At 67.0% G+C, this 13,072-nt stretch carries 15 protein-coding genes and 1 tRNA gene; 4 read left to right on the forward strand and 12 right to left on the reverse strand.

Annotation, left to right across the window (positions count from 1 at the left end):
* Window positions 1–3: 3 nt before the first annotated feature.
* From HMPREF2924_RS13785 to leuC, 3 genes are all read right to left on the reverse strand, one after another.
* Entirely contained in the window at window positions 4–765 is a 762-nt protein-coding gene (locus HMPREF2924_RS13785; protein ID WP_003091396.1) for a class I SAM-dependent methyltransferase, read from the reverse strand.
* A 71-nt stretch (window positions 766–836) separates the two neighbouring features.
* Entirely contained in the window at window positions 837–1,475 is a 639-nt protein-coding gene (gene leuD / locus HMPREF2924_RS13790) for a 3-isopropylmalate dehydratase small subunit (RefSeq protein ID WP_003091398.1), read from the reverse strand.
* 11 nt (window positions 1,476–1,486) lie between these two features.
* Window positions 1,487–2,911 carry a 3-isopropylmalate dehydratase large subunit gene (gene leuC / locus HMPREF2924_RS13795; protein ID WP_003091399.1) on the reverse strand — a complete coding sequence of 475 codons (1,425 nt, stop codon included), beginning with the start codon at window positions 2,909–2,911 and terminating at the stop codon, window positions 1,487–1,489.
* A gap of 162 nt (window positions 2,912–3,073) precedes the next feature.
* On the opposite strand from leuC, the gene HMPREF2924_RS13800 reads away from it, so the two are divergent.
* Window positions 3,074–3,967, forward strand: coding sequence for a LysR family transcriptional regulator (locus HMPREF2924_RS13800; protein WP_003091401.1), 894 nt, complete (start codon window positions 3,074–3,076; stop codon window positions 3,965–3,967).
* Between the two features lie 92 nt (window positions 3,968–4,059).
* Here the strand turns inward: HMPREF2924_RS13800 and HMPREF2924_RS13805 are convergent, their stop codons facing one another.
* Both HMPREF2924_RS13805 and HMPREF2924_RS13810 read right to left on the reverse strand, forming a co-directional pair.
* On the reverse strand, window positions 4,060–4,437 hold the full coding sequence (locus tag HMPREF2924_RS13805) for a RidA family protein (protein ID WP_003091402.1): 378 nt from the start codon (window positions 4,435–4,437) through the stop codon (window positions 4,060–4,062).
* A 79-nt stretch (window positions 4,438–4,516) separates the two neighbouring features.
* A complete protein-coding gene (locus tag HMPREF2924_RS13810; RefSeq protein ID WP_003130551.1) occupies window positions 4,517–5,428 on the reverse strand; it encodes a LysR family transcriptional regulator in 912 nt (303 codons plus the stop codon).
* 111 nt (window positions 5,429–5,539) lie between these two features.
* Between HMPREF2924_RS13810 and HMPREF2924_RS13815 the strand changes: the two genes are divergently transcribed.
* Window positions 5,540–6,868: an SGNH/GDSL hydrolase family protein gene (locus tag HMPREF2924_RS13815; protein ID WP_003130550.1), complete on the forward strand. Its 1,329-nt coding sequence runs from the start codon at window positions 5,540–5,542 to the stop codon at window positions 6,866–6,868.
* Between the two features lie 43 nt (window positions 6,869–6,911).
* Here the strand turns inward: HMPREF2924_RS13815 and HMPREF2924_RS13820 are convergent, their stop codons facing one another.
* A complete protein-coding gene (locus tag HMPREF2924_RS13820; RefSeq protein ID WP_003091405.1) occupies window positions 6,912–7,361 on the reverse strand; it encodes an Hsp20 family protein in 450 nt (149 codons plus the stop codon).
* 157 nt (window positions 7,362–7,518) lie between these two features.
* On the opposite strand from HMPREF2924_RS13820, the gene HMPREF2924_RS13825 reads away from it, so the two are divergent.
* The gene (locus HMPREF2924_RS13825) at window positions 7,519–8,322 is read left to right on the forward strand and encodes a glyoxalase/bleomycin resistance/extradiol dioxygenase family protein (protein ID WP_003130549.1); all 804 of its coding nucleotides are present in this window, start codon (window positions 7,519–7,521) and stop codon (window positions 8,320–8,322) included.
* A gap of 16 nt (window positions 8,323–8,338) precedes the next feature.
* Complete coding sequence (locus HMPREF2924_RS13830; RefSeq protein ID WP_003091407.1) at window positions 8,339–9,085, forward strand: SDR family oxidoreductase; 747 nt, start codon at window positions 8,339–8,341, stop codon at window positions 9,083–9,085.
* A gap of 14 nt (window positions 9,086–9,099) precedes the next feature.
* Here HMPREF2924_RS13830 and HMPREF2924_RS13835 read toward each other — a convergent pair whose 3' ends face one another.
* The 6 genes from HMPREF2924_RS13835 to HMPREF2924_RS13860 form a co-directional block, all read right to left on the reverse strand.
* A complete protein-coding gene (locus HMPREF2924_RS13835) occupies window positions 9,100–10,059 on the reverse strand; it encodes a tRNA dihydrouridine synthase (protein ID WP_003130547.1) in 960 nt (319 codons plus the stop codon).
* A gap of 92 nt (window positions 10,060–10,151) precedes the next feature.
* Window positions 10,152–10,589, reverse strand: coding sequence for an acyl-CoA thioesterase (locus tag HMPREF2924_RS13840; RefSeq protein ID WP_003107647.1), 438 nt, complete (start codon window positions 10,587–10,589; stop codon window positions 10,152–10,154).
* Complete coding sequence (locus HMPREF2924_RS13845; protein WP_003091412.1) at window positions 10,589–11,236, reverse strand: bifunctional 4-hydroxy-2-oxoglutarate aldolase/2-dehydro-3-deoxy-phosphogluconate aldolase; 648 nt, start codon at window positions 11,234–11,236, stop codon at window positions 10,589–10,591. The genes HMPREF2924_RS13840 and HMPREF2924_RS13845 overlap by 1 nt, the downstream gene beginning before the upstream one ends.
* 112 nt (window positions 11,237–11,348) lie before the next feature.
* The gene (locus HMPREF2924_RS13850) at window positions 11,349–12,206 is read right to left on the reverse strand and encodes an alpha/beta fold hydrolase (protein ID WP_003107646.1); all 858 of its coding nucleotides are present in this window, start codon (window positions 12,204–12,206) and stop codon (window positions 11,349–11,351) included.
* An 11-nt stretch (window positions 12,207–12,217) separates the two neighbouring features.
* Complete coding sequence (locus HMPREF2924_RS13855) at window positions 12,218–12,760, reverse strand: TetR/AcrR family transcriptional regulator (protein WP_003091415.1); 543 nt, start codon at window positions 12,758–12,760, stop codon at window positions 12,218–12,220.
* A gap of 158 nt (window positions 12,761–12,918) precedes the next feature.
* Window positions 12,919–12,994: transfer RNA gene (locus tag HMPREF2924_RS13860), tRNA-Glu, on the reverse strand.
* Window positions 12,995–13,072 lie beyond the last annotated feature (78 nt).

A 13,072-nucleotide genomic window follows, 5' to 3' on the forward strand; every position in this document is an offset into this window, starting at 1 on the left:
CCGTCACTCCCGACGCAGCCACAGCACCAGCACGTCGGTGCTGAACGAGCCGTCGTCGGCAATCTCGAAATACTCTCTGACTTCCTCGCCCACCGCCAGCTGCAAGCTGCGGATCGCCTGGCGGAACACCTCCGGCGTACGCATCCGCTCGACCCACGACTGGAACTCCAAGCGCAGACGCTGGCGCCGGCTTCCGGTGACCAGCAAGCCAGCCTCGCCGCTCAGGCGCGCCCACTCGGCCGGCGAGTAGTTGCGCACATGGCTGGTGTCGCGGAGCAGCTCGACGGTCTGCAGGAAGGTGTCCGGCAAGGCCTGCCCGGGCGCCGCCACGTCGACGAAGATCGCCACCCCGCCGGGCTTGAGCACCCGCCGCACCTCGCGCAGGGCCAGGCCGACGTCGCGCCAGTGATGGGTGGAATAGCGACTGAAGACGAAATCGAACTCGCCGTCGGCGAAGGGCAGGCTCTCCGCCTTGCCCTGCTCGGTGCGGATGTTCGCCATGCCCCGTTCCGCGGCGCTCTGCGCCACCACGGCGAGCATCTCGGCGGAAAGATCGTAGGCCACCACCTCCCCTGCCAGGGCGGCGACCTGGAAGCTCACGTGGCCGGCGCCGCAACCCAGGTCGAGGACCCGCGCTTCCGGGCGCCCGGCCAGGGCGTCGCGCAGCAAGGCGAATTCCTCGCCCTGGGCATGCACGGCGCTGCTCAGGTAGGCCGCAGCCTGGGCGCCGAACTGGCGCTGGACAACGTCATCGTGGTCGCTCATGAACCTACTCCAGGAGAAAAACCGGGCGCACCCTACCCAGGATGCGCCCGGCAAGGGGACTCGCGTGCCGCTCAGCGGAACAGCCAGGGCTGCTGCTGGCGGTAGCCGTCCTCGAAGGCGCGGATCGCATCGGCGTCCTGCAGCGTCAGGCCGATGTCGTCGAGGCCGTTGAGCAGGCAATGCTTGCGGAACGGGTCGACCTCGAAACCCAGCACCTTGCCATCAGGACGGGTAACGGTCTGCGCCGCCAGGTCGATGGACAACTGGTAGCCTTCGTTCGCCTCGACCTGGCGGAACAGTTCGTCCACCTCGGCCTCGGGCAGGATGATCGGCAGCAAGCCGTTCTTGAAACTGTTGTTGAAGAAGATGTCGGCATAGCTCGGTGCGATCACCGTGCGGAAACCGTACTCGTCCAGCGCCCAGGGCGCGTGCTCGCGGGACGAGCCGCAGCCGAAGTTCTCCCGCGCCAGCAGTACGCTGGCGCCCTGGTAGCGCGGCTGGTTGAGGACGAAGTCCGGGTTCAGCGGACGCTTCGAGTTGTCCTGTCCCGGCTGCCCGACATCCAGGTAGCGCCATTCGTCGAACAGGTTGGGGCCGAAGCCGGTGCGCTTGATCGACTTGAGGAATTGCTTGGGAATGATCTGATCGGTATCGACGTTGGCGCGATCCAGCGGAGCGACGAGACCGGTCGTCTGGGTATAGGGTTTCATCTCGGTTCTCCTCAGGCGAGCAATTCGCGGACATCGATGAAGCGGCCGTTGACGGCTGCGGCGGCGGCCATCGCCGGGCTGACCAAGTGGGTACGGCCACCGGCGCCCTGACGGCCCTCGAAGTTGCGGTTGGAGGTCGAGGCGCAGTGTTCGCCGCTCTCCAGCCGGTCCGGGTTCATCGCCAGGCACATGGAACAGCCCGGCTCGCGCCATTCGAAGCCGGCCTCGATGAAGATCCGGTCCAGGCCTTCCTTCTCGGCCTGCTCCTTGACCAACCCGGAACCCGGCACCACCAGCGCCTGCTTGATGGTCGCGGCGACCTTGCGGCCCCTGGCCACTTCGGCGGCGGCACGCAGGTCCTCGATCCGCGAGTTGGTGCAGGAACCGATGAATACCCGGTCCAGCTGGATGTCGGTGATCGCCTGGTTCGGCCGCAGGCCCATGTACTTCAAGGCGCGCTCGATCGAACCGCGCTTGATCGGGTCGCTCTCGCGGGCCGGGTCCGGCACGTTCTGGTCCACGGCCAGGACCATTTCCGGCGACGTGCCCCAGCTGACCTGCGGCTTGATCTGCGCGGCGTCCAGCTCGACCACGGTATCGAAGCGGGCATCGGCGTCCGACACCAGCCCCTGCCAGCAGGCGACGGCCTGGTCCCATTGCTCGGCGCTCGGCGCGAAGGGCCGGCCCTTCACGTAGTCGATGGTCTTCTGGTCGACGGCGACCAGGCCGACGCGGGCGCCCGCCTCGATCGACATGTTGCAGATGGTCATCCGCCCTTCGATGGACAGGTCGCGGATGGCGCTGCCGGCGAACTCGATGGCGTGGCCGTTGCCGCCGGCGGTGCCGATCCTGCCGATCACCGCGAGGACGATATCCTTCGCCGTGACGCCGGCCGGCAGCCTGCCTTCGACCTTGACCAGCATGTTCTTCATCTTCTTCGCCACCAGGCACTGGGTCGCCAGCACATGCTCGACCTCGGAAGTGCCGATGCCGTGGGCCAGCGCGCCGAAGGCGCCGTGGGTGGAAGTGTGCGAGTCGCCGCAGACCACGGTCATCCCCGGGAGGGTCGCGCCCTGCTCCGGACCGACCACATGGACGATGCCCTGGCGCACGTCGTTCATCTTGAATTCGGTGATGCCGAAGTCATCGCAGTTCTCGTCGAGGGTCTGCACCTGCAGGCGCGAGACCTCGTCGGCGATGGCGGCGATGCCGCCCTTGCGCTCGGTGCGGGTGGTCGGCACGTTGTGGTCCGGGGTGGCAATGTTGGCGTCGATCCGCCACGGCTTGCGCCCGGCCAGGCGAAGACCCTCGAAGGCCTGCGGCGAGGTCACTTCGTGCAGGATATGGCGGTCGATATAGATCAGCGCCGAACCGTCGTCGCGCTGCTTGACCAGGTGCATGTCCCAGAGTTTGTCGTAGAGGGTCTTGCCGGCCATCGGGATTTCCTCATCAGCTCATTTCTATGCCCACAGGGCTTGTGAGGATGATCCTATGGCTTGTCTACGAATAACTCAAATTCATATTTTTCATCCAAAGCATTCCCAACAGGAATCCATTGGCGCTAAGCTCCGGGCAGCCGAAACCAGCGGAGGCCCGCAATGGACCTGAACAGCCTCAACACCTTCATCGCCATTGCCGAGACCGGCAGCTTCTCCGAGGCCGGCGAGCGCCTGCACCTGACCCAACCGGCGGTGAGCAAGCGCATCGCCGCCCTCGAACAGCAGCTCAATGCCCGGCTGTTCGACCGGGTCGGCCGCGAGGTCAACCTCACCGAGGCCGGGCGCGCCCTGCTGCCGCGCGCCTACCAGTTGCTCAACGTGCTCGACGACACCCGCCGGGCGCTGAACAACCTCACCGGCGAGGTCAGCGGCCGGCTGGTCCTGGCCACCAGCCACCACATCGGCCTGCATCGCCTGCCGCCGCTGCTGCGCGCCTTCACCCGGGCGCATCCGCAGGTGGCGCTGGATATCCAGTTCCTGGATTCGGAAGTGGCCTACGAGGAGATCCTTCATGGCCGTGCGGAGCTGGCGGTGATCACCCTGGCCCCGGAAACCGCCGAACCGGTGCGCGCAGTCCCGGTGTGGGACGACCCGCTGGACTTCGTCGCCGCCCCGGAGCACCCGCTGGCCCGACAGGGCACGGTGTTCCTCGCCGACGTCGCCAAGCACCCCGCGGTATTCCCCGGCGGCAACACCTTCACCCACCACATCGTGCGGCGCATGTTCGAAGCCGAAGGGCTGACGCCGAACATCGCCATGAGCACCAACTACCTGGAGACCATCAAGATGATGGTCTCCATCGGCCTGGCCTGGAGCGTGCTGCCGCGGACCATGCTCGACGACCAGGTGGTGCGCCTGCCGCTACAGGACATCCAGCTCAGCCGCCAGCTCGGCTACATCCTGCACACCGAGCGGACCCTGTCGAACGCCGCGCGCGCCTTCATGCGCCTGCTCGACGAACAGGCATTCGGCAACGGCACTCCAGCGGCCTGAAGCGATTCAGGTCGGACGCCACGGGTAGGCCCTTCCCTCTTCGCCGTCCGCGGCCAGCGCTCACCCGACCTGCATGCCAATGCCCTCGCGACTCAGCCCTCGCCGACCCACGCCTGCACCTCGACCTCCACGTCGACCCCCAGCGCCAGCCCGGCGGTCACCGTCGAGCGTACCGGCAAGGCCCCCTGCACATGACGCTGGTAGACCTCGTTGAAACCGGCGAAGTGGGCCATGTCCGACAGCCAGACGGTGACCTTCACCAGTTGGTCGAAACGCGCGCCACAGCTCTCCAGGGTCTCGCCGATGCGTGCCATCACCGCTTCGGTCTGGGTCTGGATATCGCCACGTACCACCTCGCCGGTCGGACTCATCGGCACCTGTCCGGAAAGAAACAGGAAGCCGCCGGCCCGCACCGCGCGGGAAAAGGGAAACGGCAGGCTGCTGGGGTAACGCTGGATGTCATCGCTCATCTGGATTGCCTCCTGTTACTGAAGCGCTAGGAAGAAAAGCTTTCGGCCGCGGAATCGGCGTATTCATGTAGCACTGCGATCAACCCTGGCTCATATCGACGCGCTCCGCCAGAAAGTCCAGGAACGCCCGCACGCGCAGCGGCAGATAGCCGCCCTGGCCGACGTAGACGGCGTGGACTTCCTCCAGGTCGCCCGGGTTGTATGCCTCGAGCACGGGAATCAGGCGACCGGCGGCTATGTCCTCGCGCACCTGGAACGCGGCCAGCCGCGCCAGGCCCAGGCCGGCCACGGCCAGACGGCGCAGCGCCTCGCCATCGCTGGCCTGGGCGTTGCCCGACAACGGCACCACGAGTTCCTCGCCGGCGTCCCGTAGCGGCCAGCCGGAGCGCGTTCGCACATAGTTGGCGCCGAGGCGGTTGTGCCCCAGCAGCGCCTGCGGCGTGGCCGGCATGCCATGCCGGGCCAGGTAGGCCGGCGCACCGACGATCAGCATGCGCGTGCTCCCCAGCTTGCGCGCCACCAGGCTCGAGCTTTTCAGCGGCCCCGCGCGCACGGCCACGTCGGTGCGCTGCTCGAGGATGTCGACGACCTCATCGGTCAGCACGATATCCAGCGTCACCTCGGGATGCTGCGCGAGGAACTCGGGCACCAGCGGCAGCAGGAAGTGATGTCCGAAAGGCACGTTGGCGTTGACTCGCAAGCGCCCGCGCGGCGCCGCGTTTTCGCTCGCACACCGCTCGGCTTCCTCCAGGTCGGCCAGGATACGCACCCCGCGCTCGTAGAACGCGCATCCCTCGGGCGTCAGTTGCAATTGACGGGTGGAGCGGTTCAGCAAGCGGGTTCCCAGGCGCTGTTCGAGCCGGGTGATCAGCTTGCTGACTGCCGAGGGCGTCATGCCGCAACCTCGAGCGGCTGCGGAAAAGCCCCCCGACTCGACGACCCGGGCAAACACCTCCAGTTCGCCGGAACGGTTGACTTCAAGCCGGGCCATGGCGCCCTGCCTGATGATTTCGCTTCATAAATGATGTTCCCCGCGATGGTCTATTTCCCTTAAATCTTTGAATTCATCATCAGCTACAGGATAACCACTGAATTCAACGACATGAAACGACCCATCGAAAGACTTCCCGCCGCGACCTCCAGCGCAACCCGGGCTTTCGCGCTCGCGACGAGCCTGTTGTACGCCTGCGCCGCGCCGGCCGCTTCCTGGACCGCCAGCTGGCAGGCCAGCCCGCAGCCGGTCTGGGCTGAGGACTTCCTGTTTCCCAGCAACGTGCCAGCCGAACTGCACGACCAGACGGTGCGGCAATTGGCGCGAATCAGCCTGGGAGGAACGCGCGTGCGCATCGTCCTGGCAAATACCTATGGAAAGCGCCCGATCCGGATCGGCCGGGCCACCCTGGCCAAACCGGGTTCCGAGCGCGCCGCGGTCGCCACCGGCAGCCTGCATGACGTGACCTTTGGCGGACGCCGGACGGCGACCATCGCGCCCGGCGCCACGCTACTCAGCGATCCAGTGGCGATGCCGGTGGCCGCGCTCTCGCAGGTGCTGGTGAGTCTCTACCTGCCGGCCGCCACGCCCATGGAAACCTTCCACTGGGACGGCCGCCAGACGGGCTGGATCGTCGCCGGCGAGCAGACCCAAAGCCACGCATTGCGGCTGGACGCGGCGGACAGCCAGAGCACCACCGCGCGCCTGCTGTTGACAGGTATCCTGGTCGAAACCGAAACGGCAACGCGGACGCTGGTGACGCTCGGCGACTCGATCACCGACGGAGCCAGCGCCAGCCTCGACCGGAACAGCCGTTGGCCGGACTTCCTCGCCGAACGCCTGGCCCCGCATGGCGTCGCCGTGGTCAATGCGGGGATTTCCGGCGCCCGCCTGCTGAGCGACGGCATGGGCGCGAGCGCGCTGGCACGTCTGGACCGCGACGTACTGGCCCAGCCAGGCGCAAGCAGCATGGTGGTGATGCTCGGCATCAACGACATTGCCTGGCCCGGTACCGCTTTCGCCCGGAATGCCGCACCGCCCACCCTGGAAGCGCTGATCGCCGGCTACCGGCAATTGATCGAACAGGCGCACAACCGGGGTATCCGGGTCGTCGGCGCGACCCTCACGCCGTTCGAGGGCGCACTGCCCGGCACGCCGTTGAGCGATTATTACCAGCCCGCCAAGGAAGCCCTGCGCAGGCAGGTTAACGAGTGGATCCGTCATGCCGGCGCCTTCGATGCGGTGATCGACTTCGACGCGGCATTGCGCGATCCGGAGCAGCCGTCGCGGCTCGCCGCGCGCTACGACTCCGGCGACCATCTGCACCCCAGCGACGAAGGCAACCGAGCGATGGCGGCCGCCGTCGACCTCGACGTCCTGCTGGACGAGGTGCCTGACGGCAAACCGACAGAGCCCCGGGCCGATAGCGCAACGAAATGAAAAAAGGCGCCCGAAGGCGCCTTTTTTCGATCACCGCTGACGGTTACTGGTTGTCCAGTGCCGGGCGCTGGCCATTGATGGCGATACGCTTCGGCTTGGCTTCTTCCGGAACCAGCCGGACCAGGTCGATGTTCAGCAGGCCGTTGGCCAGCGAAGCCGCCTTGACCTCGATATGGTCGGCGAGGCGGAACGACAGCTTGAAGGCGCGCTGGGCGATGCCCTGGTGCAGGTAGGTCACGTTGTCCGTGGACTTCTCGCGCTTGCCGCCACTGACGGTCAGCACGCCGCGCTCGACCTGCAGGTCCAGGTCTTCTTCCTGGAAGCCGGCGGCGGCGATGACGATGCGATACTCGTCGTCACCGTGCTTTTCGACGTTGTAGGGCGGGTAGGTACTCCCGGCCTCATTGCGCAGGGCCGACTCGAACAGATCGTTGAAGCGATCGAAGCCTACGGAATGACGGAACAGCGGGGCGAGGGAAAAAGCGTTGCTCATTGCGAATCTCCTGAATTATCAGCAAGTACTCTGATGCGGAACCCGTCTTCGGCATCCCGCACGAACTAGATAGGGATCGTCGGAAGTATTTCAAGAGCCTTGAGAACGACCGTTCGTCGTGCTCAGATCGAAACTCATCCTTTCGAGAACCGTCGCCATGGAACGCGCAATCCCGACCTTCCCCTGCCGCGATCTGGACAGCGCCAGCGCCTTCTACCAGTCCCTCGGCTTCCACCTTGGCGCTCGCTATCCGACCTACGCCATCCTCCAGCGCGGCGCCCTGGAGCTGCACCTGTCGCTGTTCGAAGCGCTCGAACCGAAGACCAATTGTAGCGCTGCCTACCTGCGCCTGGAGGACGCCCAGGCGCTGCATCGCCAGGCCGCGGCCCTCGGCCTAGGCGGCCAGGGGATTCCACGCATCACGGCCCTGGAAGACCAGCCCTGGGGCATGCGCGAATTCGCCCTGGTCGATCCCGACGGCAACCTGCTGCGGGTCGGCCAGGAGCTCGATGCGACGCCAGAGCAACACCGGGTTCGCCTGGCCAGCGCCGACGACGTCCCCGCGGTGGCCGCGCTCTGGCAAGCCAATGTCCGCGAAGCCGGGGAAACCCTGGATGCCGGCGACCAACAGGCGATCCAGGCACTGCTCCTGGCCGCCTCGCGCAACCGCTTACTCTGGCTGGCGGAGGCCCAGCAGCATCCCCGCGGTTTCATCCTCGCCCACCTGTGGCAGATCGAGGACGGTCAGGCACGGGTCGGAGAGATCGCAGAGCTCTATGTATTGCCGCAGGCCCGCCGCCAGGGCCTGGCCCGGGAACTGGTGGGCAGTGCCGAGGAGGCCCTGCGTTCGCGCGGCGCCGGCCTGATCCGCGCGCAATCGGCCCTTGACGCGCCGCTGTCCAACCTGTTCTGGCAGGGCCTGGGCTGGGACGCCGACTACCTGACCTTCACTCGCTACTGACCTGGGGAGCATCATCATGCGCAACGTCATGCTGATCACCGGAGCCAGCCGCGGCATCGGCGCCGCCACCGCTCTGCTCGCCGCCGAACGCGGCTATGCGGTCGTCCTCAACTATCTGCGCAACCGCGAGGCCGCCGAAGCGCTGCGCCAGCGCATCGAGCGCCAGGGCGGCGAAGCCCTGGCGGTGGCGGCCGACGTAGCCGAGGAAGGCGATGTCGAGCGGCTGTTCGCCGCCATCGACGAACGTTTCGGCCGCCTCGATGTGCTGGTCAACAACGCCGGCGTGCTGGAAGCGCAGACGCGCCTGGAAAACATCGACGCGGCGCGCCTGCACAGGGTATTCGCGACCAACGTGACCGGCAGCTTCCTCTGCGCCCGCGAGGCGGTGAAGCGCCTGTCGACCCGCCACGGCGGGCGCGGCGGCAGCATCGTCAACGTATCCTCGATGGCCTCGCGGCTGGGATCGCCCAACGAATACATCGACTATGCCGCCGCCAAGGGCGCCATCGACAGCATGACCATCGGGCTGGCCAGGGAAGTGGCGGCGGAGGGTATCCGGGTCAACGCGGTGCGGCCCGGACTGATCGATACCGAGATCCACGCCAGCGGCGGCGAGCCCGGCCGTATCGAACGCCTGAAGGGCGGCATACCGCTAGGACGCGGCGGCACGGCGGAGGAAGTCGCGCGGGCGATTCTCTGGCTGGCGTCGGACGAAGCCAGCTACAGCACCGGCACCTTCATCGATGTCAGCGGCGGCCGCTAGGCCTGCTACGCAAGCTAGGCCGCCTGGCTGAACGACACCTGCAACAGCCGGTCGATGGTTTCGCAATCGCTTTCCCGGCGAATCCGCGCGAACAGCTCGACGGCTTCGGGATAGGTGCGCGTGAGCATGCCCAGCCACTGCTTGAGACGGCCCGGGGCATAGCGCGGGGCGAGCTTGCGCCGGGCCTGTAGCCAGAAGTCGCGCAGCAGCGGCAACAGCTCGCTCCAGGGCATCTCGCGGATTTCGCCGCCATCGCGCCAGGCGGCGATCTGCCGAGCCAGGCCAGGACGCGAGACCAGGCCGCGACCGAGCATGATGTCCTCCACCCCGCTGACCTCGCGACAACGCAGGTAGTCGTCGAGCGTCCACACCTCGCCATTGGCGAACACCGGCACGCGCACCACCTCGGCCACCCGCGCCACCCATTCCCAGTGCGCCGGCGGCCTGTAGCCATCGACCTTGGTCCGGGCATGCACCACTATATGGGCCGAGCCGCCGTCGGCCAGGGCCCGCGCACAATCCAGGGCGCCGTCGGGACTGTCGTAGCCCAGGCGCATCTTCGAGGTCACCGCAATCTCGCTCGGCACCGCGCGACGCACGGCGGCGACGATGTCGTGCATCAGCTCCGGCTCCTTGAGCAATACCGCGCCGCCGCGCGAGCGGTTCACGGTCTTGGCCGGACAACCGAAGTTCAGGTCGATCACCGGGGCGCCCAGCTCACAGGCGAACGCGGCGTTATCCGCCAGGCACGCAGGATCGGAGCCGAGCAACTGCACACGCATCGGCGTCCCGGCGCGGGTCCGGCTGCCGTCGCGCAGCTCCGGCGCCAGCTTGTGGAAAGCCGTGGCCGGCAGCAAGCGATCGGTGATGCGGATGAATTCGGTGACGCACCAATCGATGCCGCCGACGCGGGTCAACACGTCGCGGAGGATTTCATCCACCAGACCTTCCATCGGCGCCAGGGCGATTTGCACGAACCACTACCTCGAAAATGACAGGCGGCGGATTCTAGAGAATCCGCCGCCCGGAACAAAGTGCGAATGCCTGCCGGCCGACGCGCGACGGGTCAGGCCCCGGCTAGCAGAGCCTGGCCATAGCCGTCGATGAACTCCGCCGGCATCCGCTTCGGCTTGCCGCTGGACAGTTCGATGCAGACGAAGGTGGTCTGCGCCCGCAGCAGCGTGGCGCCATCCGCCGGGCGTACCAACTGGAAGCGCCGGTTCATCCGCAGGCGCTGGTCGGACTCGACGATCCAGGTCGCCAGTTGCAGTTCGTCGCCCTCGTAGGCCGCGGCCAGGTAGTCGATCTCGTGGCGCAGCACCGCCATCGCCCGGTCCAGCCGGCGGTACTCGGCCAGGTCCAGGCCCAGCCGCTGCGAGTGGCGCCAGGCGCAGCGCTCCAACCAACTGACGTAGACGGCGTTGTTCGCGTGGCCGAGCCCGTCGATGTCCTCGGCGAGGACCCTGAGGTCGATCACGAACGGATCGGCGTAGTCCCAATTCATCAATGCTGCTCCAGGCTGCCGGCCAGTTCGCGCGCTTCCCTGGCCAGTTGTGTGATCTGATCCCAGGCCCGCGCCCGGATCAGGCTCGGCGGCGCCAGCCAGGTGCCGCCGACACAGGCGACATTGGGCAGGCGGAGGAAATTCAGCAGGTTGTCCAGGTTGACCCCGCCGGTCGGGCAGAAGCGGATGCCGGTGAACGGCCCCTTCAGGCTTTTCAGCATTTTCACGCTGGCAGTGCCATCGGCCGGGAACAGCTTCAGCGAGCGATAACCGTACTCCAGCGCCAGCAACACTTCCGAAGGCGTCATCACCCCGGGCAGGTATGGCAGGCCGGCATCCTCCGCGGCGGCGGCAAGGCGCGGCGTGCATCCGGGGCTGACGGCGAACTGCGCGCCCGCGTCGCGTGCCTCGAGAAACTGCTCGGTGTGAATCAGGGTACCCGCCCCCAGCAGGACCTCGGGCACCTCGCGATGGATGGCGGCGATCGCGTCCAGCGCCTGCGGCGTGCGCAGCGTCACTTCCAGCACCGTGACGCCGCCCGCATACAACGCGCGCGCCAGGTCGGGCGCCAGCGCCACGTCCTCGATCACCAGCACCGGCAATACCGGGCTGGCCTGCAGCAGGACCCGATCCAGCGGCAATGTCATGGGCATTCCTCGATTCGAAACGGCTCGCCCCGCCGGATCGCTCCGCGCGGGCCACAGCGCTTTTTACCGAAGAACCGAGGTCAGGACAACGACAACCCCTCTGCTACGCGCCTCAGGAAGCGCTCGCCGTCTTTTCCACGCGCCGGCAAGCGCGCATCGCCGGACGCTCCTCGAGCAGCGCCAGCAGCGACTCGCTCAGCCTGCGCTCGCCGAGCAGTCGGTGGTGGCCGCCGCCCGGCAGGCGCAGCAAGCGACTGGCCGGCCAGGCGGCATGGATGCGCTCGGCATTTTCCACCGCTACGCGCGGGTCGTCGTCGGCATGCACCACCAGTCCGGGCATTTCCAGACGGTAGCGCGCCACATCCAGGCACGCCGCGGATATGCCCGCCTGACGCTCGACCAGGCGGATGAAATGCGAGCGAGCCAGGGCCGGCAAACCGACGAAACGAGCGAACAGGCGCAACTGTTCGAGAATCCGCGACGGCGCCGAGACCGTCACCAGCGCTTCGCTGCGCAGCCCCATCTGGGCCGCCAGCAACGCCGCCGCGCCACCCAGGGAATGACCGACCACCGCACGCAGCGGCGGCAACTCGCCAGCGGCCTCCAGCAAGGCGTGGGCGAACAGCACCACGTTCGCCTCCCTGCCCGGCGAGCGGCCATGGGCCGGCGCATCGAGGGCATACACCGAATAACCCGCGCCGACCAGTTGCTCGATCAGATGGGCGAACTGTGTCGGCCTGCCGGCCCAGCCATGCAGCAGCAGGACTGCCGGCCCCTCGCCCCAGCGCAACACCGACAGCCCGAAGCGCAGAGTGACGCGCTCCGAGCTGGCCAGCAGCGGCAGCTCCCAATCCTTCGGCGGCCACTCGCCAGGCATCATGAACGCCCGACGCATACGCTCGGCCGTCCAACGCGGCGCGATGCGGCCGATCGTCCCGTTGAAACCGCGAATCCAGGTCAGGCTGCTCATCTCGTACCTCCTCAGTTCACCGCCTGCTTGGCGGCACGCAGAACCCGGTCGGACAGCTCGCCCGGCCCCAATGCCCGGGCCAGCGCCAAACCGCCAATCATCAACACCAGGTCGGCCAGGGCGACGTCGGTTTCCTCGGGACTTTCCGCCAGGCTGGCGACCATGATCTCGACATGCCTGCTCAAGACCTCGCGAAACCCCTCCGGCAGGCGCGCCACCTCGGCGAGGGTCGCCGGCAGCGGACAACCGGCGTCGACCTGTGCGTCCCGATGCTTGCGCGACAGGTAGAAAGCGGCCGCCAAGGCCCGACGCTCCTTTCCCGACAATCCGGGGTCGAGTTCACCGAGCAGTTCGCGGCGCTTGCCGAGCAATTGCTCGAACGCCTCGAGCATCAGCGCATCCTTGCTCTGGAAGTGGGCATAGAAGCCGCCGACGGTGAGCCCCGCCGCGCCCATCACTTCCCCGACGCTAGGCTCGACGGCGCCCCGCTCGAGCAGGGCCTGGGTGGCGGCACCGAGGATGCGGGCACGGGTCTGGGTTTTCTTGTCGCTCATGACGATCTCCGAAAATATTATGAGTGAAATATTATATGCATAATAAAAATCGGCAAGCGTACGGCCGGACCGTCTGTCAGGAAATTCGAAAAGGGAAAAAACAAAAGGGCCATTCCAATTCGGAATGGCCCTATAGAGCCCCGCAGAGCGGGAAAAAGTGGCGTCCCCTAGGGGACTCGAACCCCTGTTACCGCCGTGAAAGGGCGGTGTCCTAGGCCACTAGACGAAGGGGACAATGAAACCTTCGAAAAGTAAGGCCAGCGATGCTGGCCTTGGAATGTGGTGGAGCTAGACGGGATCGAACCGTCGACC

The sequence above is a fragment of the Pseudomonas sp. HMSC063H08 genome, from assembly GCF_001813645.1.
Lineage (GTDB): Bacteria > Pseudomonadota > Gammaproteobacteria > Pseudomonadales > Pseudomonadaceae > Pseudomonas > Pseudomonas aeruginosa.

What these genes read in the sequence shown, in the direction of transcription:
- HMPREF2924_RS13825 (WP_003130549.1), top strand. Translation starts at nt 7,519, where the DNA reads ATGGAACGCGCAATCCCGACCTTCCCCTGCCGCGATCTGGACAGCGCC.
- HMPREF2924_RS13830 (WP_003091407.1), top strand. Translation starts at nt 8,339, where the DNA reads ATGCGCAACGTCATGCTGATCACCGGAGCCAGCCGCGGCATCGGCGCC.
- HMPREF2924_RS13810 (WP_003130551.1), bottom strand. Translation starts at nt 5,428, where the DNA reads ATGGCCCGGCTTGAAGTCAACCGTTCCGGCGAACTGGAGGTGTTTGCC.
- HMPREF2924_RS13815 (WP_003130550.1), top strand. Translation starts at nt 5,540, where the DNA reads ATGAAACGACCCATCGAAAGACTTCCCGCCGCGACCTCCAGCGCAACC.
- HMPREF2924_RS13840 (WP_003107647.1), bottom strand. Translation starts at nt 10,589, where the DNA reads ATGAATTGGGACTACGCCGATCCGTTCGTGATCGACCTCAGGGTCCTC.
- HMPREF2924_RS13800 (WP_003091401.1), top strand. Translation starts at nt 3,074, where the DNA reads ATGGACCTGAACAGCCTCAACACCTTCATCGCCATTGCCGAGACCGGC.
- HMPREF2924_RS13845 (WP_003091412.1), bottom strand. Translation starts at nt 11,236, where the DNA reads ATGACATTGCCGCTGGATCGGGTCCTGCTGCAGGCCAGCCCGGTATTG.
- leuD (WP_003091398.1), bottom strand. Translation starts at nt 1,475, where the DNA reads ATGAAACCCTATACCCAGACGACCGGTCTCGTCGCTCCGCTGGATCGC.
- HMPREF2924_RS13855 (WP_003091415.1), bottom strand. Translation starts at nt 12,760, where the DNA reads ATGAGCGACAAGAAAACCCAGACCCGTGCCCGCATCCTCGGTGCCGCC.
- leuC (WP_003091399.1), bottom strand. Translation starts at nt 2,911, where the DNA reads ATGGCCGGCAAGACCCTCTACGACAAACTCTGGGACATGCACCTGGTC.
- HMPREF2924_RS13785 (WP_003091396.1), bottom strand. Translation starts at nt 765, where the DNA reads ATGAGCGACCACGATGACGTTGTCCAGCGCCAGTTCGGCGCCCAGGCT.
- HMPREF2924_RS13805 (WP_003091402.1), bottom strand. Translation starts at nt 4,437, where the DNA reads ATGAGCGATGACATCCAGCGTTACCCCAGCAGCCTGCCGTTTCCCTTT.
- HMPREF2924_RS13850 (WP_003107646.1), bottom strand. Translation starts at nt 12,206, where the DNA reads ATGAGCAGCCTGACCTGGATTCGCGGTTTCAACGGGACGATCGGCCGC.
- HMPREF2924_RS13820 (WP_003091405.1), bottom strand. Translation starts at nt 7,361, where the DNA reads ATGAGCAACGCTTTTTCCCTCGCCCCGCTGTTCCGTCATTCCGTAGGC.